At 68.0% G+C, this 17,387-nt stretch carries 18 protein-coding genes; 9 read left to right on the top strand and 9 right to left on the bottom strand.

The window, feature by feature from the left end; genetic code table 11:
* Positions 1-19: 19 nt before the first annotated feature.
* Both AC1DXV_RS12000 and AC1DXV_RS11995 read left to right on the top strand, forming a co-directional pair.
* The gene (locus AC1DXV_RS12000) at positions 20-1,228 is read left to right on the top strand and encodes a hypothetical protein (RefSeq protein ID WP_477873758.1); all 1,209 of its coding nucleotides are present in this window, start codon (positions 20-22) and stop codon (positions 1,226-1,228) included.
* Positions 1,225-2,406 (top strand): tetratricopeptide repeat protein, encoded by a 1,182-nt coding sequence (locus tag AC1DXV_RS11995; RefSeq protein ID WP_477933727.1) that lies wholly within the window; start codon positions 1,225-1,227, stop codon positions 2,404-2,406. Before AC1DXV_RS12000 ends, AC1DXV_RS11995 begins: the two co-directional genes overlap by 4 nt.
* Here AC1DXV_RS11995 and AC1DXV_RS11990 read toward each other — a convergent pair.
* Complete coding sequence (locus AC1DXV_RS11990; protein ID WP_477933725.1) at positions 2,289-3,035, bottom strand: VOC family protein; 747 nt, start codon at positions 3,033-3,035, stop codon at positions 2,289-2,291. The two genes, AC1DXV_RS11995 and AC1DXV_RS11990, sit on opposite strands and share 118 nt — an antisense overlap.
* Positions 3,036-3,190: 155 nt before the next feature.
* On the opposite strand from AC1DXV_RS11990, the gene AC1DXV_RS11985 reads away from it, so the two are divergent.
* A complete protein-coding gene (locus AC1DXV_RS11985; RefSeq protein WP_477866340.1) occupies positions 3,191-4,066 on the top strand; it encodes a helix-turn-helix domain-containing protein in 876 nt (291 codons plus the stop codon).
* A gap of 6 nt (positions 4,067-4,072) precedes the next feature.
* On the opposite strand, the gene AC1DXV_RS11980 is transcribed toward AC1DXV_RS11985, so the two are convergent.
* Positions 4,073-5,407: a sensor histidine kinase gene (locus tag AC1DXV_RS11980; RefSeq protein ID WP_477933723.1), complete on the bottom strand. Its 1,335-nt coding sequence runs from the start codon at positions 5,405-5,407 to the stop codon at positions 4,073-4,075.
* Positions 5,404-5,859, bottom strand: a complete 456-nt coding sequence (locus AC1DXV_RS11975) for a putative pterin-binding protein (RefSeq protein WP_477933721.1) — start codon at positions 5,857-5,859, stop codon at positions 5,404-5,406. Before AC1DXV_RS11975 ends, AC1DXV_RS11980 begins: the two co-directional genes overlap by 4 nt.
* Before the next feature lie 127 nt (positions 5,860-5,986).
* Here AC1DXV_RS11975 and AC1DXV_RS11970 point away from each other — a divergent pair, with 127 nt between their 5' ends.
* The 4 genes from AC1DXV_RS11970 to AC1DXV_RS11955 all read left to right on the top strand — a co-directional run bounded on the left by AC1DXV_RS11970 (position 5,987) and on the right by AC1DXV_RS11955 (position 9,218).
* The gene (locus AC1DXV_RS11970; protein ID WP_477933719.1) at positions 5,987-6,304 is read left to right on the top strand and encodes a dihydroneopterin aldolase; all 318 of its coding nucleotides are present in this window, start codon (positions 5,987-5,989) and stop codon (positions 6,302-6,304) included.
* Positions 6,301-7,008 carry an SDR family oxidoreductase gene (locus tag AC1DXV_RS11965; protein ID WP_477866348.1) on the top strand — a complete coding sequence of 236 codons (708 nt, stop codon included), beginning with the start codon at positions 6,301-6,303 and terminating at the stop codon, positions 7,006-7,008. Before AC1DXV_RS11970 ends, AC1DXV_RS11965 begins: the two co-directional genes overlap by 4 nt.
* Positions 7,009-7,022: 14 nt before the next feature.
* Positions 7,023-7,397 carry a GFA family protein gene (locus AC1DXV_RS11960; protein ID WP_477933717.1) on the top strand — a complete coding sequence of 125 codons (375 nt, stop codon included), beginning with the start codon at positions 7,023-7,025 and terminating at the stop codon, positions 7,395-7,397.
* A 171-nt stretch (positions 7,398-7,568) separates the two neighbouring features.
* On the top strand, positions 7,569-9,218 hold the full coding sequence (locus AC1DXV_RS11955; protein WP_477866352.1) for a lectin: 1,650 nt from the start codon (positions 7,569-7,571) through the stop codon (positions 9,216-9,218).
* A gap of 18 nt (positions 9,219-9,236) precedes the next feature.
* Here the strand turns inward: AC1DXV_RS11955 and AC1DXV_RS11950 are convergent, their stop codons facing one another.
* Positions 9,237-10,112 carry a LysR family transcriptional regulator gene (locus AC1DXV_RS11950; protein WP_477866354.1) on the bottom strand — a complete coding sequence of 292 codons (876 nt, stop codon included), beginning with the start codon at positions 10,110-10,112 and terminating at the stop codon, positions 9,237-9,239.
* A gap of 103 nt (positions 10,113-10,215) precedes the next feature.
* On the opposite strand from AC1DXV_RS11950, the gene AC1DXV_RS11945 reads away from it, so the two are divergent.
* Both AC1DXV_RS11945 and AC1DXV_RS11940 read left to right on the top strand, forming a co-directional pair.
* Positions 10,216-11,154, top strand: coding sequence for an NADP-dependent oxidoreductase (locus tag AC1DXV_RS11945; RefSeq protein ID WP_477933715.1), 939 nt, complete (start codon positions 10,216-10,218; stop codon positions 11,152-11,154).
* A gap of 41 nt (positions 11,155-11,195) precedes the next feature.
* Complete coding sequence (locus tag AC1DXV_RS11940; RefSeq protein WP_477933713.1) at positions 11,196-12,065, top strand: NmrA/HSCARG family protein; 870 nt, start codon at positions 11,196-11,198, stop codon at positions 12,063-12,065.
* Here AC1DXV_RS11940 and AC1DXV_RS11935 read toward each other — a convergent pair.
* From AC1DXV_RS11935 to AC1DXV_RS11915, 5 genes are all read right to left on the bottom strand, one after another.
* Entirely contained in the window at positions 12,062-13,912 is a 1,851-nt protein-coding gene (locus AC1DXV_RS11935; protein ID WP_477933711.1) for an aspartyl protease family protein, read from the bottom strand. The two genes, AC1DXV_RS11940 and AC1DXV_RS11935, sit on opposite strands and share 4 nt — an antisense overlap.
* A 112-nt stretch (positions 13,913-14,024) precedes the next feature.
* Positions 14,025-14,927 (bottom strand): SDR family NAD(P)-dependent oxidoreductase, encoded by a 903-nt coding sequence (locus tag AC1DXV_RS11930; protein ID WP_477871509.1) that lies wholly within the window; start codon positions 14,925-14,927, stop codon positions 14,025-14,027.
* On the bottom strand, positions 14,924-15,856 hold the full coding sequence (kce, locus tag AC1DXV_RS11925) for a 3,5-dioxohexanoate:acetyl-CoA acetone transferase (RefSeq protein ID WP_477933709.1): 933 nt from the start codon (positions 15,854-15,856) through the stop codon (positions 14,924-14,926). Before kce ends, AC1DXV_RS11930 begins: the two co-directional genes overlap by 4 nt.
* Positions 15,857-15,879: 23 nt before the next feature.
* Positions 15,880-16,605 carry an ABC transporter ATP-binding protein gene (locus tag AC1DXV_RS11920; protein ID WP_477871505.1) on the bottom strand — a complete coding sequence of 242 codons (726 nt, stop codon included), beginning with the start codon at positions 16,603-16,605 and terminating at the stop codon, positions 15,880-15,882.
* Positions 16,602-17,369 (bottom strand): ABC transporter ATP-binding protein, encoded by a 768-nt coding sequence (locus AC1DXV_RS11915; protein WP_477933735.1) that lies wholly within the window; start codon positions 17,367-17,369, stop codon positions 16,602-16,604. Before AC1DXV_RS11915 ends, AC1DXV_RS11920 begins: the two co-directional genes overlap by 4 nt.
* Positions 17,370-17,387: the final 18 nt, after the last annotated feature.

Here is a 17,387-nt window from a genome sequence, read left to right as displayed (position 1 = left end):
CTTGAATCCACACCGAGCGATGAACACCCGACTGCATTTCACCCTGGCCTGCCTTGTCGCCGCGATGGGCATTCCGCCGGCCGCCCACGCGGCAGACCACCTCGACACCCCCACCGTGATCGCCGACCCGGCGGCCGACATCGGCGACCTCTACGCCTGGACGTCCGCCGACGGCCGGCGGCTGAACCTGGTGATGGACATCGTCGGCCGCCAGTTCTCCGACCAGGTCCAGTACGTGTTCCACGTCGACAGCGGCCCGCGCTTCGGCAGCACGACCAGCAGCACCACCGTCCTGTGTCGCTTCGACGTCGCGAACGCGGCCGAATGCTGGGCCGGTGATGCCGACGAGCTGCGCGGCGATGCCGGCCGGCCCGCGGGCCTCGAAGGCCGCCACAAGCGCTTCCAGGTGTTCGCCGGGCTGCGCGACGACCCGTACTACAACAACGTGAGGGGCACGCGCGCCGCGCTGAACCTCGCGGCCGATGCGATCCAGAAAGGCAAGGCGCCGAAAGATGCCGCCGGCTGCTTCGCGTTCGACGCCGCGACCTCCGCGCAGGTGTTCGCGCAGTGGCGCCAGACCCAGGGCGAGCCGGCGAAGAATTTCCTGGCGGGCTGGAAGACCTCGGCGCTGGTCGTCTCGGTGGACCTGGCGGTCGTCAACCAGGGCGGCCCGCTGCTGGCGGTCTGGGGGCGCACCTACCGGCAACGGCCCGCACCGGGCCGCCCGCTGCTGGGCAAGCCGATCGATCGCATGGGGCGTGCGCTGACCGGCAACGCCCTGTTGCACACCATCGGCTCGAGCGACGACGCGGACGCGATGAAGGAGGACTACAACCGCGCCGACCCAGTGGACTGGCAGAAGTTCGCGCCCGAAATCGGCCGCAACCTGGCGCTGTACGACAGCTTCGACGGCATCCTCGGCAACCAGTGGCTGGCCGCGCGGGCGGACGCCACTCCTGCGCGCTACCAGGCGCTGGCCCGGCTGCTGGCCGACGACAGGCTGTGGGTCGACTCGCGGGTCTCGACCTGCACCCGCTACTTCGCGGTCGAATCGGCGGCCGAGGGCGCACCGGTCAACGACTGCGGCGGCCGCACGCCGAACTACAACGTCAACGGCGTGTTCCGCTCGCTGCTGATCCGCGGCACGCCGGACACCGTCGACGACGGGGTCGACCACGACGACCGCCTGCATTCGACGGCCGTGTTCCCGTTCCTGGCGGCGCCATGAAGCGCGGCTGCATCGCCATGGTGGCGCTCGCCGGGGCGCTGGTCGGCTGCAGCGGAACCTTCCGCGACGGCAACCGCGAAGACCCGCGCGCCACGACCGACGGCGCGATCGCGATCGCCAACCTCGACCACCTGATCGCGCAGGCCACGGGGGATGCAGGCATCGACGAGTTGCTGTTGCTGCGCTCGAAGACGCTGGCCGACTACGAGGCGCTCGATCGCGTCGTTGCACTCGCGGAGGCGGATTCGCACGCCGCCGCCGCACTGCTGCGCCGATCGCGCAGCCGCGCGGCGGTCCATCGCTTCAACGAGGCCCTGGCCGATGCAGAGGAGGCCGCACGGGCTGGCGCCGACAGCCGCACGGTGGCGGCCCAACGCGCAGCCATCCTCGTCGCCATCGGGCGGGCCGATGAAGCGCTTCCCGCGCTCGAATCGAACGTGGCACGCCTCCCCGGCTTCGCATCGCACAGCGCCCTGGCCACCGCCTACGCAGCCGTGGGCCGGCTGGACGAGGCCGACCGCCTGTACGCCACGGCGATCGACGAGCTCGACACGACCTCGCCGTTTCCGTACGCCTGGATCTGGTTCATGCGCGGCCTGATGTGGTCCGAGCAAGGCGATGACCCGCGGCGCGGCGAAGCGATGTATGCGCAGGCCGTGCGCACGCTGCCGCAGTTCGCCGTCGCGAACATCCACCTCGCGGAACTGGAGGTCAGGCGCGGCGATGAGCCTGCGGCAACGGCACGGCTCGAGCGCATCGCGGCGGCCAGCCACGAACCGGAAGCACTGGCCTTGCTCGGGCAACTCCACATCCGCGCCGGCCAACGCGAGCGCGGCGAGCGCGAGATCGCGCAGGCGCAGCTGCGCTTCGAGGCGCTGCTCGCCAGGCACCCGCTCGCCTTCGCCGACCACGCGGCCGAGTTCTACCTGGGCGCTGGCCAGGATCCGGAGCGGGCCTGGGCCTTGGCGCAGCAGAACCTCGCGGCTCGGCCGACGCAGCGTGCCCAGCGGCTGGTGATGCAGGCGGCGCAGGCCACGGGCCGCAGCCCCGCGCTGCCGCGTCACGTCTCGTCGGTGTCGCGACCGAGGTACTCGCCACCCCAGGAGGCCGGATCGACATCTTCGACCGATTCGGAGAAGGTCCAGACGTGGCCGAAGGGATCGGCCACCGTGAACTGACGCTCGCCGTAGACCTGCGTCTGCGGCGGCCCGATCACCGTGGCCCCGTGGTTGCACGCGGCCTGGAACAGCGCATCCACGCCGCGCACCCGCACCATCACGCACGCCGATGCGACCTCGGCGGACGGCCCGCGTGCCGCCACCACCACCGCGCCCTGCCCTGCCGGCGCGTCCAGCTGCACGCGGTGCGTGCCGATGCGCAGCCGCTCGGTGAAGCCGAAGGCCTTGCACAGCCAGTCGGCGGCCTCGGGAACGCTGGGGTACAGAAGCACCGGGATGACGGCCGAGGCGGGCATCGACCTGTTGCGCGGCAACGTGCTTGACATGGCGAATCCTTTCACCAGGTGCTCGAGATCCGGAAGCACCGTCGGAAGAACGCAGACGACGCCGATCAGGAGCAGCATGAACAGAACGAAGATACCCGAGCCGATGGCGTCTTCGCCGGCCTTCCCTCTCTGGAGTTGCCGATGCCGCCGCCTTGAGAGGAAGGACTGTGCGACCACACCCGCGAGCACCACGGTCCACAGCGAGTAGCAATCCGATGGATCGAACGGGCAACGGGAATACGGATCGGAACCCTGCGTTGTCGACGCGGCGCCGATGTGAGCGCTCGACAGAGGCATCTTCATGACATGAACTCCTGTTCCGCGGAGCACCTCCGACCGTGCCGGGAAGGCTTCCTCTTTTCGCTTCAGGAGACAACTTTCTTCCCTTATGAGGAAGTATATTGACTGTTTCCATCTTCAACAAGGAATATTCTTCAGATGGAAGTGGGGATGCCGCAATGCGAAAATCCAACGCGGATGACCACTTCCCTTTCGACATGACGAGCAGCAGACCCGGCGCGGACGATGGCGAACCATCACTGGCCGCGATCTGCGTTCGCGCACTGCTCGATCGTCACGAAGTCCCCCGGCACAAGCACTCGACGTTGACCGCGGACGTCCTGGGCCTCTCCTACTCGCATGCGCACCGCAAGGTCCAGAAGGATTCGACCTGGTCGCTTGAAGAGCTCCAGCGCATGGCGGAGTTCTTTGGCGAGACCCTCGCGCAACTGGTGAGCCTGGGCGAAGCCGACACGCCGCGGTCGGCCGTGTTGCTCGCCGGATCTGCGCGCGTCCCGTGCCGGGTCTGGCTCGAGCACGAAGCGAAGCCGGCGCGGCCAGGATCGCTGGTTGCGATCGGCGTGGGCAGTGAATGGGTCGTCATGCCCACCGGCGACAACGTGCCTCCACACGCCTTCGGCATCCGCCTGCTCGTGTTGCAGGGCGATGCCCAGACCGCGCGGCGCATCGCCGTGCTCGACGACAAGCGCGACACCACCGACAGCCTGGTCGATGCGCTCGCGGCATCGGGATTCGAGGCCACGCCGTTCTACACGGCGCAGGACCTGGCAGACGCCGTGCGGACGCGCCCTTTCGACGGCTACCTCATCGACTGGATCCTCGGCAGCCAGGACAGCCGCGAGCTGATTGCCGGCATCCGCGAGACCGACCTGCAGTGCCCGATCGGCCTGCTCACCGGCGAGTTCGACACCGGACGCGCCCAGGCGAACGAGGTCGCCGACGCCGTGCGGCGCTACAAGCTGATGTTCTTCGAGAAGCCCTTGCGGTTGCCGATCATCAGCGCCCAATTGACGCAAGCGTTCGGTCCCCGGTGAGGAGGGTCATGACGCCTCGTGCGTCTCGTCGGCCATCGTCACGGGAACACGAACGTCGAAACAGGAGCCGACGCCCGGGCTGCTGTTGACATCAACGGTACCGCCCAGGTGCGCAACGACGGTGTGCACGATGGCCAGGCCGATGCCCACGCCCTCGCGGCCGCCCCGCTCCAGGCTTGCGAACCGCGTACCGGCCAGGAAGAGGCCCGGCAGATGCTCCGGTGCAATGCCTCGACCGGAATCGGACACCGTCATGTGCAGTTCGCGTGCCGTCGCGTGCAGCGTGACGTGGACATGCCCCGAGTCGGTGTACTTCACCGCATTGCTGACGAGGTTCGAGAGCACCTGGACGATGCGCTTCGGATCGGCGACGACGAAGACCGGATCCTCCGGAACGTGGGCGCTGAGCTCCAGGCCCTTGGCCGACGCCTGCTGCTTGAAGGTGTCGACGACATCGCGAACGAGATCCCCGGCCTCGAAGGCCTCCGGGTGGATCTCCAGGCGTCCCGCTTCGCCGGTGGCCAGCGTCAGCAGATCGCGCAATTGCGTGTTCATGGCGTTGGCAGCGCGCCGGATGCGAGCGACGAACTCGTCGTTGGCGGCACCGCCCGTGCGGTGCGCCATCACGTCGAGCGCGCAATGGATGTCCTGCAACGGCGATCGCAGTTCGTGGCTGACCATGGCGAGGAAGTTGGCCTTCGAACGAATGGCATCTCGGAGCTTGCGTTCCGATGTCGCAAGCGTCACCAGCCAACCGGCGACCAGGAGCCATGCGGCCGTCAGCACGCTCCACAGCAGCGTGCGCCGTTGCAGCAACGCATCCACAGCCGCTTCACGGCTTCGCATTTCCTCGATCCTCACTTCATTGGCCAGTCGCACGAGCACGGGCTCGACGGCCTCGAACAGCGGCAGCAGTTCGATCGCACTCTCACGGCCGAAATCCTGGCGTTTCAATCGATGCATCACCCGCAGCTGGAAGCCCTGCAGCGTCTCGACATTCGCCGAATAGCCCTCGATTCCGGCGAAGTAGCGGGTCAGTTCAGACGGAACGATCAGGATCCGCGCCTTGGACTCCAGGATGTCTGCGCGCAGATGGCGACGGTCCTGCTCGACGGATTCGCCGGCCGCCTCCACGCGCACCAGTTCGCGCATGCGATAGAACGCCAGCTGGTACTGGGCAACGCTCCAGTAGTAGCCCTCCCGAGGTCCGCTGAGTGACCAGGCGGAATCATCGGGCCGGTACAGCGCGTAGGCTCCACCGATGAAGACCGCGCTGAGCAACGCCACCTTGCCCAGCAAGTGCCAGCCGGGTGACAGCATCTTGCCGATGCGGGCGTTCATTGCACGTCGATCCGGTTGACTTGCCAGATGAACTTCGCTTCCGTCATCGGCGTGCTCAGCTCTCGGGGGCGGTCATCGCGCGGGTAGATGACGAACAGCGGCCCCCACTGGYTGCGTTGCAACCGATTTCCATCGCGGCTGTGGGCCAGCACGATGCCCCAGCGCGTCATGTCATCCCAGGGGATCGTGACGTTGTAGTCGTCGACCGCCGTGATGCGCAGTGTCGTTCCCGTCCACGCGCCAACCTGGGCCATCACCACATCCACGCGAGGTCCTTCCCATCGAGACTTCGGCGTCCACGTGGTGCCGGTGACGATGACCGATTGCGGCAAGCGCATGAACTCGTTTTCCGTGAAAACGAAAACGTTGCCAGCGTTGCGTTTTCCAATCTTGCCGCCTACGGTCAGCAGTGCGCCGTCTGCGGCCCAAGCTGGAACTGTCGTTGCTGTCAACCCTGACAAAAGTGTTCTACGTCGCATCTTTGTCCCCGACTAGACTGCCGCGGATGCTAGGCGCCAACATGGCGCAGCGACAGACAGACAAAGGGACCCCATGCCAAGAATCGACCTGGAAGTCGTCGTGATCACCGAGATTGGAATTGCCCCGACGGAGATCGGAACCCAGCAGTCGTTGAACGTTCGCGTCGGCGTCGAGATCGAGGCCGACGCAGCGGACAAGGCCGCCCAGACAGCCGACATCCACCAGACCCTCGACTACAGCCACTGCCGCAGCATCGTGCGGCACGTCTTCGAGGGTTGCCGCTTCGACCTGCTCGAAGAACCCACGCTTCTCATCAAGCGACAGATCGAAGAACTGCCGCATGTGCGATCGGTCGTGGTGAGCATTGCGAAGGCCCATCCGTGGCCGGACGTGCCCAGCGTTCGCTTCACCGCATGAAGGCAGCGCTCGTCACGGGCGCTGCCGCGCGCGGCGGTGCGGCCATCGCCCGAGAACTGCATCGTCGCGGGCTCAAGCTGCTGCTTCACCACTCCCCACGTTCTGCCACACAGGCGCAAGCACTGGCCGGCGAGTTGAACGCCACTCGCCCGGCAAGCGCCGCAACCTGGTGCGCCGATTTCATCGAGCCCGTTGTTCGCGTGCCGGGATGGATCGTCGACGCCGCCGTGGAGGTGTGCGTGTGCAACGCATCGGTGTGGGAGGCCAGCACGCTCGCCGACTGCGACCGGGCCGCGGCAGACTGGAACGTGCATGTGGCGTCGCACGCGGCGGTGCTGGCGGCGCTGAGGGCGAGCCTGCGGTCCATCGTCACGATCACGGACGTGCATGCTGACCGGCCCGCGCGGGGTCACCTCTGGTACACGACAACGAAGGCGGCCCTGCAAGCCATGACGATGGCGCTTGCGGCAGACTGGTCACCGCAGGTTCGCTGCAACGTCGTCCAGCCGGGCACGCTGGTCTGGCCGGAGGGGTGGTCCGATCGCGCCCGGCAGGAGTCGGTGCTGCGCGGTATCCCGTTGGCACGCGAGGGCAGCTTCGAAGAACTGGCGGCCACCGTCGGCTGGCTCGCCCTGGACGCACACTACGTGACGGGCCAGATTCTGGCCGTCGATGGCGGACGAAGCCGTGTGCTGTGCGATTGAAGGAGCGCTCGACCATGAAAGCATATTCGGGAAGCTGCCTCTGCGGGCAAGTGCGAGTTTCCGTGCAGGGCGAGCCGCTGCGCGTCGGCATCTGCCACTGCACCGACKGCCGGCAGGAAAGCGGCTCGGCCTTCACCTTCTACGGCATCTGGCCGACCCCGCAGTTCGAGCACGCAGGCGACACGGCTCACTTCAAGGGACGATATTTCTGCACCCGATGCGGGTCGCGGCTGTTCTCCGTCGACGAGCGAGAGGCCGAGATCAAGCTCGGCCTGCTGTCGCAAGCCCCCACCCCGCTGGTGCCGAGCTACGAGCTCTGGGTCAAACGCCGCGAGCCCTGGCTGCGGCCGGTCGACGGCGCCGTGCAGCACGACGAGGACCGCACCTGAACCCCGCTGCACCGCGATTTGGAAACATCGCGTGACGACGGGCGCTCAGGCGCAGAGTGGAACCGTATCCACTTTCATCCCTACATCGCGTTGCAACGGACGCACACGCACACAGATCTGGACCGGCGGGCTGCCTAGGATCCGCCCGCACCCTTCAGACCTGGAGCCCACGTGACACTCACCCGCCGCACTTTCCTCGGATCCGCCGCTGCTGGCGCGGCCTCCGGCGCGCTGCCCTTCGCCACCGGAGCGGCCCACGCCGCGAGCCCCGTCGGCGACGTGGTCGGCAAGATCACCGTCGGCTACCAGGGCTGGTTCGCCTGCGCGGGCGACGGCGCGCCGATCCGCGGCTGGTGGCACTGGTCCAACGACTGGGGCCGTCCGCCGTCGCCGTCGAACAAGGCCATCAGCGCGTGGCCCGACATGCGCGACTACGCCGCCGGCTACCGCAGCGACTACGGCAACCTGAACAACGGCTCGCCGGCCACGCTGTTCTCGTCGTACGACCAGTCCACGGTCAACACGCACTTCCTGTGGATGCAGCAGAACGGCTGCGACACCGCCGCACTGCAGCGCTTCAACCCGAACGGCGGCGAGGGCGCCACGCGCGACGCGATGGCGGCCAAGGTGCGCACTGCCGCCGAGGCGACCGGGCGCAAGTTCTACATCATGTACGACGTGAGCGGCTGGGCCAACATGCAGCCGGAGATCAAGGCCGACTGGACCAACAAGATGGCCGCGCTGGTCGCCTCGCCGTCCTACGCGAAGCAGAACGGCCGCCCGGTGGTGGGCATCTGGGGCTTCGGCTTCAACGACGACAACCACCCGTGGCCGGCGGCGGCCTGCCTCGACGTCATCAACTGGTTCAAGGCCCAGGGCTGCTACGTGATGGGCGGCGTGCCCACCTGGTGGCGCAACGGCAACAGCGATTCGCGCGCCGGCTACCTCGACGTGTACCACGCCTTCAACATGATCTCGCCGTGGATGGTGGGGCGCATCGGCGACGCCGCCGGCTCCGACTGGTTCTACGCCAATGCCAACCAGCAGGACCAGGCCGATTGCAATGCGCACGGCATCGACTATCAACCGTGCGTGCTGCCGGGCGACCTGGGCGCGCGCCAGCGGGCCCATGGCGACTTCATGTGGCGGCAGTTCTACAACATGGTCCGGGTCGGCGCGCAGGGCATCTACATCTCGATGTTCGACGAGTACAACGAGGGCAACCAGATCGCCAAGACCGCCGAGACCGCGGCCTTCCTGCCGTCGAACTCCGGCATGCTCGCGCTCGACGAGGACGGCACGCCCTGCTCGTCCGACTACTATCTGCGCCTCACCGCCGACGGTGGCCGCATGCTGAAGCGCCAGATCGCGCTCACGCCCACCCGCCCGACGCAGCCGGTGGCCGGCGGCACGACGCCGGGCACCGGCCGGGTCGTCAGCCTGCGGGCACGCGTCAACAACGCCTACGTCTGCGCGGAGAACGCGGGCGACGGCGCCTTGATCGCCAACCGCGCGGCCATCGGCGGCTGGGAGCAGTTCGACCTGCTGGATGCCGGCGGCGGCAACGTGGCGCTGCGCTCGCATGCGAACGGCAAGCTCGTCACCGCCGACAACGCCGGCAACTCGCAGCTGATCGCCAACCGCACCGCCATCGGCCTGTGGGAGACCTTCCAGCTGATCCGCAACCCGAACGGCAGCGTGACGCTGCGAGCGCTGGTCAACAACCGTTATGTCACGGCCGAGAGCGCGGGCGCCGCGCCGCTGATCGCCAACCGGACGGCGATCGGGCCGTGGGAGCAGTTCGACCTGATCGGCGGGTGATCACCCCCATCACCCCCATCACCCCATCAGCACCAGCGATTCCTCCGGGTACCGGTTGCACATGAACTCCACGAACGCGCGGACCTTCGGCGCCGGCAGGCGTCGCGATGTGTGCAGCACCCACAGCGCGACCTCCACGCCCGAGACCGTCCCCCACTGAACCAGCTCCCCGCGGGTCAGCTGGTTCCATGCGATGGACTGCGGGATGAGGGCCGCGCCGGCGCCGGCGACGGCCGCGTCGCGGACCATCAGGAACGATGACAGCCGCAGCTTCGGGATGGGGTCCAGGACCAGGCGCCCCTCGTCGAGCTTCCAGTGGGTCGGCTGGAAGCTCGTGGACACGATGCCGGGCACGGCCCTGACCGCACCCGGGCCGGGCATCGGCACCGAGGGCGCGGCCACGACGACCAGCCGGTCCTTCGCGAAGCACCGCCCCACCAGGCTGCTGTCCGGGCTGGGATTGATGCGGATGGCGGCATCGAACTGCTCCTCGACCAGGTCGACCAGGCGGTCCTCGGCCACCACCTCGCAGGTGACCTCCGGGTAGGCCGCGCAGAACTCCGCACTGATCCGCCCCATCGCCAGTTGTGAGAACAGCACGGGCGCGGCGATGCGCAGGCGCCCGCGCGGCATGGCCACCCCCTCCCGGGCCGCGGTCATGGCTTCGGCCACCTCGTGGATCGGCCCTTCGGTTCGGGCCATCAACAGCTCGCCGGCTTCGGTGAGTTTCAGCCCACGGGCGCTGCGCTCGATGAGCCGCACGCCGAGCTGCTCTTCCAGGTCGGAGATGCGCCGCGACAAGGTCGCCTTCGATTTGCCGCTGGCACGGCTCGCCTTTCCCAACCCCCCGCTCGTCGCGACAAGCGCGAAATCGGCCACTGCGTTCAGATCCATGCTGTTCCATATTTGAAACGGTGTATCTACATTTTGGCGCCTTTGTTTTACTGGTGCAACAGCCTATCTTCTCGTCATCGCAACTTGATACGAGGAACTTCAAATGAGCACCACCCAACAACGCGCTGTACTGATCCGGGCTTATGGAGGCGCCAGCGCCGCCGAAGTGGCCGAGATCGCCAAGCCGGAAGCCGGGCGCGGCGAAGTCCTGGTCCGGGTTCGGGCCGCGGGCGTGAACGGCATCGACTGGAAGGTCCGCGAGGGCTATGTCCGGGATGCCTTCCCGCTTCAACTGCCGGCCGTGCTGGGCATCGAACTGGCGGGCGTGGTCGAGGCCGTCGGCCCCGGCGCCTCCCGCTTTCGCGTCGGCGACCGCGTCATGGGCCCGCTGGGCCGGCTCGGCGCCTACGCCGAGTTCGTGGCGGTCGACGAAGGCAACCTGRCTCGCACGCCTGACGGTCTCGACGACGTCCAGGCAGCCGCCATTCCCGTGGCAACCGTGGCGGCCTGGCAGAGCCTGCATCTCGCCGGCCCCATCCTCCCCGGCCAGCGGATCCTGATCCACGGCGCGGCGGGTGGGCTCGGCGGCCATGCCGTGCAGTACGCGAAGCGGGCGGGCGCCGAGGTCTTCGCGACCGCTGCCACGGCCCACGTGAAGTACGTGCGCGGTCTCGGCGCGGACCACGTCATCGACCACCAGACCCAGCGCTTCGAGGACATCGCCCGGGACATCGACCTGGTGCTCGACTACGTCGGAGGTGAAGTCCTCGATCGCTCATGGCAGGTCCTGACGCCGACCGGCGCGATCGTCGGCACCTCGTCCCCCGACATCCTGGCGCGCACGCCGGCGGGCCGCCGCGGCCTGTGGTTCATGAACAAGGCGGACACCGCGCTGCTGGAAACGCTGGCGGCCGATGTCGCGGCCGGCACGCTGAAGTCGCCGGTCAGCGAGGTGGTCGGCTTCAAGGACATCCCGGCGGCCATCGAACGCAATCGCACCGCCTCGCGCACCGGCAAGGTCGTGGCGGAGTTTTCCCGCTGATCCCTCTGAACCATCCGATCCATCATTCACTGGAGATTCACATGAGCATCCTCGTCACCGGTGCCACCGGCACCATTGGTTCCCTCATCGTTCAACGCCTGGCCGACGCCRGCGCCAGCGTCAAGGCCCTCGTTCGCCAGCCGGGCAAGCGCAGCTTCCCCGCAGGCGTCACCGAAGTGGTCGGCGACCTGACCGACGTGCCCTCGATGCGCGCCGCGCTGTCGTCGGTGCGAACGCTGTTCCTGCTGAACGCCGTGACGCCCGATGAGGTGACGCAAGCCCTCATCGCGCTGAACCTGGCGCGCGAGGCCGGCATCGAGCGCGTCGTCTACCTGTCGGTGATCCACGCCGACCAGTACACGAACGTGCCCCACTTCACGAGCAAGTACACGGTCGAGCGCATGATCGACAGCCTCGACATGCCGGCGACCATCCTGCGTCCGGCCTACTTCATGCAGAACGAAGGCACGGTCCGGCAGGTGATCGAGGGCTACGGCGTCTACCCGATGCCGATCGGCTCGGCCGGCGTCTCGATGATCGATGCGCGCGACATCGCCGACCTCGCCGTCGCCGAGCTGTTGCGCCGCGACAGGGCACCTGCACCGCTGCCGCGAATGACGCTGGACCTGGTCGGCCCGCAAGCGCTGACGGGCACTTCCGCGGCAAAGGCCTGGAGCTCCGCCCTCGGTCGCGAAATCGCCTACGGCGGCGACGACGTGGCTGCCTTCGAAGGGCAGATGGCGTCGTTCAGCCCGGCCTGGCTGGCCTATGACATGCGCCTGATGATGGCCGGCATCCAGAAGTACGGCATGCGGGGCGAAGACGGCGCGGTGGATCGCCTGCAGGCGATCCTCGGACGCCCGCTGCGCACCTACRCCGCCTTCGTGGCGGAGTCCGTCGCCGCAGCCTAGAGTGCCTGCTGGAGCTCAGGCGGCGCCACGTCGTCCACGAAATCGAACCCCTCCGTACGCGCGTCCTTGTCGATCGAGGGTTTCAGCTTGCGGGCCGCTGCCAGATCCTGCTGTCCGGCGGAGCTGTCGTTCAGACGCAGCTTCGCCAGACCTCGCCCGTACAGCGAAAAGGGCAGCGCCTTCACCTTGATCGCGCCATCGAAGGCCTCCGTGGCCTTTGCCGCATCCCCCACGCGCAAGTAGGTCCAGCCAAGGCTGTCGCGATATGCCGCCGACCCCTCGTCCAGGTCCACCGCTCGTTTGCAATCCTGCAGGGCCTGCGTCAATTCCATGTTGAGCCGCGTGCGCATCCAGCAGCGGCTGTTGAGAACGCTGGCGAGGCGCGCGTCTCTCTGGTGGGTATTCACCCAGAGATCGAATTGCCGCAGAGCCTGCGGGGCGTGGGAAAGCACGGCGTGCAACTCTGCCATGTCCGCACGCAGGGCAGAGGATGGCGGCAACACCTCGTCGAGTCGTGCAAGATCAGCCTGCGCGCCCGATGGATTGTCGAGCGCCACTCTCACCCAGGCGCGGCGGAAGCGCGCCTCGTTCAGCTGGGGATCAAGTCGCAAGGCCTCGTCCAGATCGGCGAGCGCGGCCTGTGACTTGCGCATCATCAGATGCAGCCGCGCCCGGGCATACAGGTAGTCGGCCACCTCGGGTGCCAACTCGCAGGCTCGGTTCAGGTCTTCCAGGGCACGAGCGTAATTCCCCGCCGCCATGGCAGCGGATCCCCGACGCGCCAAGGCATCGGCATCGTCCTTCCCGACATCTTTCGGCAGTGCTGCATAACGAGCGTCGTACTCGCCCGGGGCCGCTCGAGCGAACGCGAACGGGGCGACGCCATTCCAGGTGGCGTAGACCTTGTCCTGCAGGCGTGAAACATAGATGCGGTGCGACAGAAAATAGTCCAGCCCCAACAACATGCCCTGCTCCGAATCGTCGGCATCGTCGATCTCCAGGCGGGTGTTGACGATCTTCTCCCCRCCCAGTTCGAACAACGCGACGGGGCCTGCCCACGACTTCACCCGGCCTTCCCCAGCACCGCCGACGCGCCCCAGAGGCGTCAGGCTGCTCTCGTCGATGCCGGCGCGGCGGGCAGCCGCCAGCGTCAACGACGTGTGTGGCGCTCCGGTGTCCATCAGCGCCATCGTGCGCTTGCCGTTGATGCGGACTGCCACACGGATGGCCGTGTCCCTGTCATGCCGGGTCGTCCCGAGCGGTGCTTCGATCACCGGGGCCTCGCCGGCCCAATGGGCGAAGTTGGTCTCGGCACACTCACCCTTCGGAAAACTCAGGCGCACGATGCCGTGCGCCAGGTCGTACTCGGTGTCCGCCATCGACAGGATGTTGCGGCCCAGAATCCCCATGATGCCGGCGCCCAGCTCGTTGCCACCGACGATGAATTCCACGTTGTTCAATTCAGCCCCGAGCAGTCCCAGGGTTTGAACGCGTGTCAGCTTCGCATGGATACGCCCCGTGTAGCCCTCGATGCGCATGCCATACGGCAGACTGCGCAACGACAGATTCAGCTGTGTCGCGGTGGATTCGCTGAGCATGCTGAAGAAGGCGCCACTGTCCACCAGCATCGGCACCTCGGTCCCGTTGAGGGTCAGGATTGCAATCGGGCGCTGGTCGACGACGCGCACCGGGATCTCCATCTGCTTGAGATCGCAGCCGGCCCACGTCGACGATGCCGCCAGCAAGGCCGGCACTGCCACCAGTGCCGACGACACCCGGCACAACAGGAGCCGGCAAGCGCCGGACACGCCCACGCCAATTCGCAGCCAGCGACTACGCCATTGCATCAATATTTCCCCCTCGGTGCTCGTGTGGATTTGGCAAGGCCGCCGCCCGCAGACACAGGAACGGCAGAGGTTCCCTATGTCCGCCGCCGCGAGGTTCACATTCTCTCCGACGTCAACTGCGGCTGCATACCCCTGGTACGGCCTTCGCCAGCTCCAGCTGGTACTGCTCCCATCCCGACGCGGGCACGACCTCATCGGCACGGGCCGTGACCTCGTCCAGCCGCGCACACAACCGCTCGGCCACGTCGTGTGCATCGCCCAGGTGCAGGCCCTGCGTCATCGTGATGTTCGCGCTCTCGAAGCTGCCCGCGCCCGCCAGCAGGATCATGCGCGTGGGGGCCTCGTCGCCGACCAGCGCGAGCAGCGCCGGGCTCACGCGCTCGGCGCCCAGCCGGGCCAGCGCCTCGGGCGGCAGCACGCCTTCGGTCATGCCGGTCGCGGCGGTGGGCGCCAGGCAGTTCACGTGCACGCCATACTTCGCGCCTTCCAGTGCCAGCGTCTGCATCAGCCCCACCAGGGCCATCTTCGCCGCGCCGTAGTTCGACTGGCCGAAGTTGCCGTACAGCCCGCTCGACGAGGTCGTCATCACGATGCGGCCGTGGCGCTGCGCCTGCATCTGCGCCCACACCGCCTTCGTCGCATTGACGGCACCCATCACGTGCACGTCGAACACCAGCCTGAAGTCGTCGAGCGACATCTTCGCGAAGCTCCGGTCGCGCAGGATGCCGGCGTTGTTCACCAGGATGTCGATGCGCCCCCAGCGCGCCACCGCCGCATCCGCCATCGCCTGCATGTCGCCCGGCACCGTCACGTCGCCGAGCTGCACCAGCGCCTCGCCGCCGCGCTGGCGGATCTCGCCGGCCACGGCCTGCGCCGCGGCACCGTCGTCGCGCCCCGCGAGGTCATTCACGACCACCCGCGCCCCATGGCGCGCCAGCTCCAGCGCATGCGTGCGGCCGAGCCCACCGCCGGCGCCGGTCACGATCGCCACCTTGTCCTTCAGGTGCTTCTTCATGCGTCCCGTCCCTTCAGCGCCAGCATCGCGCGCACCTCGGCCGGCGTCGCGACCTCCAGCGACAGCTCCTCCAGGATGCGGCGGATCTTGCGCACCTGCTCGGCGCACGAGCGCGCGAGGCGCCCCTTCTCCAGGTACAGGCTGTCCTCCAGGCCGACCCGCACATTGCCGCCCAGCACCGCGGCCATCGTCAGCAGCGGCATCTGGTGGCGTCCGGCTCCCAGCACCGAGAAGCGGTAGTTCTGGCGGCCGAACAGGCGGTCGGCCGTCGTGCGCATCGTCACCAGGTTCTCCGGGTCCGCGCCCAGCCCGCCGAGGATGCCGAAGATGCTCTGGATGAACAGCGGTCCCTCGACCAGCCCTTCGTCCATGAAGTGGGCCAGCGTGTAGAGGTGGCCCACGTCGTAGCACTCGAACTCGAAGCGCGTGCCGCAGCCCTGGCCCAGCACCTCGAGGATGTGCTTGATGTCGCGGAAGGTGTTGCGGAAGATCAGGTCTTCCATGCCCTCGATGTGCGGCTTCTCCCAGTCGTGGCGCCACTCGCTGTACTTGCGCGCCATCGGGTGGATCGAGAAGTTCATCGAGCCCATGTTCAGCGAGCACATCTCGGGCCGCGCCTGCAGCGGGTAGGCCAGGCGCTCGTCCAGCGTCATGCGCGTGCTGCCGCCGGTGGTGATGTTGATCACCGCGTCGGTCGCGGCGCGGATGCGCGGCACGAACTGGTCGAACACCTTCGGGTCCGGCGTCGGCCGGCCGTCGACCGGGTCGCGTGCATGCAGGTGCAGGATGGCCGCGCCGGCCTCGGCCGCCTCGATGGCCTGTTCGGCGATCTGGTCCGGCGTCAGCGCGAGGTGCGGGGACATCGTCGGCGTGTGGACCGAGCCGGTGACGGCGCAGCTGATGATGACCTTGTCGGGGGGTGTTGCCATGGGCTCTCCGGGAGTTTGAAATTTCAGACGGCGAGCCACTGCTGCTGCATCGAGGTGTCGGCCAGCAGCTGCGCCGGACTGCCCTCGAAGACGATGTGGCCGTGGCCCATCACGCAGACGCGGCTCGACACCTTCAGCGCGATGGCGAGCTTCTGCTCCACCAGCACGACCGAGACGCCGTGCCGCTGCATGTCCTGGATGCACTCGGCGACCTGCGCGACGATCTTCGGCGCCAGGCCTTCGGTCGGCTCGTCGATCAGGATCGCGAGCGGGTTGCCGAGCAGCGAGCGGCACATCGTCAGCATCTGCTGCTCGCCGCCGGACAGGCTGCCCGCCTTGGTGCCGCGGCGCTCCTTCAGGCGCGGGAACCAGTCGAACATCTGCGCCACGCTCCAGCGCACCGCGCCGGCCACCGGCGGCTGCTCGCCCATGCGCAGGTTCTCGTCCACCGTCAGGTTCGCGAACACCTCGCGCTCCTCGGGCACATAGGCCAGGCCCGCGCGGCAGATGGCATGCGGTGGCGCGCCGGCGAGCGCGCGGCCTGCCAGCTCGATGCGGCCGGCGCTCGGCGGCACCAGGCCCATCAGCGCCTTCAAGGTGGTCGATCGGCCCGAGCCGTTGCGACCCAGCAGGCTGACGACCTCGCCGCGGCCCACCTGCAGGCTCACGCCGCGCAGCACGTGGCTCTTGCCATAGTGGGCATGCAGGCCGTCCACGCGCAGCAGCGGCTGCCCCTCGATGGCGCTCATGCGTCGTGCTCCTCGCCCAGGTAGGCCTCGCGCACACCCTGGTGGCTGCGGATCTCGGCCGGCGTGCCGGTCGCGACGAGCTGCCCGTAGACCAGCACGCTGATGCGCTCGCCGAGCGAGAACACCACGTCCATGTCGTGCTCCACCAGCAGCAGCGTGCGCCCTGCCGTCACCTCGCGGATCAGCGCCGCGGTGTACTGCGTCTCCTCGCTCGACATGCCCGCCATCGGTTCGTCGAGCAGCACCACCTGCGGGTCCGAGGCCAGCGTCATCGCGAGCTCCAGCGAGCGCTGGCCGCTGTAGCTCATCTCGCCGCCCAGCGTGGCCGCGTGCTGCTGCAGCCGCACGCGTTCGAGCAGCCGATCGGTCTCCTCGCGGATCGCCCCCATGCGCTCGATGCGGCGCCACACGTTGTACTGCAGGCGATGGCGCTGCATCACCGCGATGCGCACGTTCTCGAACACGGTCAGCTTCGGGAAGATGTTGGTGATCTGGAACGAGCGCGCCAGGCCGCTGCGGTTGACGCGCTGCGGCGACCAGCCGTCGATGCGCTGCCCGCCCAGCACGATCTCGCCCGCGCTCGGCCGCAGGTTGCCGGAGATCAGGTGGAACAGCGTCGACTTGCCGGCACCGTTCGGGCCGATCAGTGCGTGGCGCTCGCCGGCCCGCAGTTCGAGGTCGACCCCGCGKATGATCTCGACCGGGCCGAAGGATTTGCGCAGGCCGCGAATGCGCAGGATCGGGTCAGGGCTCACGTCGCTCATGCCGCACTCCCGAAGCGG

Source organism: Rhizobacter sp. P3_C12, from assembly GCF_056402735.1.
This window is presented reverse-complemented; position numbering and strand designations above follow the sequence as displayed.

Coding starts and splice junctions, on each gene's coding strand:
- AC1DXV_RS11920 (WP_477871505.1), bottom strand. CDS start 16,605: ATGAGCGCCATCGAGGGGCAGCCGCTGCTGCGCGTGGACGGCCTGCAT.
- AC1DXV_RS11995 (WP_477933727.1), top strand. CDS start 1,225: ATGAAGCGCGGCTGCATCGCCATGGTGGCGCTCGCCGGGGCGCTGGTC.
- AC1DXV_RS11990 (WP_477933725.1), bottom strand. CDS start 3,035: ATGAAGATGCCTCTGTCGAGCGCTCACATCGGCGCCGCGTCGACAACG.
- AC1DXV_RS11950 (WP_477866354.1), bottom strand. CDS start 10,112: ATGGATCTGAACGCAGTGGCCGATTTCGCGCTTGTCGCGACGAGCGGG.
- AC1DXV_RS11930 (WP_477871509.1), bottom strand. CDS start 14,927: ATGAAGAAGCACCTGAAGGACAAGGTGGCGATCGTGACCGGCGCCGGC.
- AC1DXV_RS11985 (WP_477866340.1), top strand. CDS start 3,191: ATGCGAAAATCCAACGCGGATGACCACTTCCCTTTCGACATGACGAGC.
- kce (WP_477933709.1), bottom strand. CDS start 15,856: ATGGCAACACCCCCCGACAAGGTCATCATCAGCTGCGCCGTCACCGGC.
- AC1DXV_RS11980 (WP_477933723.1), bottom strand. CDS start 5,407: ATGAACGCCCGCATCGGCAAGATGCTGTCACCCGGCTGGCACTTGCTG.
- AC1DXV_RS12000 (WP_477873758.1), top strand. CDS start 20: ATGAACACCCGACTGCATTTCACCCTGGCCTGCCTTGTCGCCGCGATG.
- AC1DXV_RS11965 (WP_477866348.1), top strand. CDS start 6,301: ATGAAGGCAGCGCTCGTCACGGGCGCTGCCGCGCGCGGCGGTGCGGCC.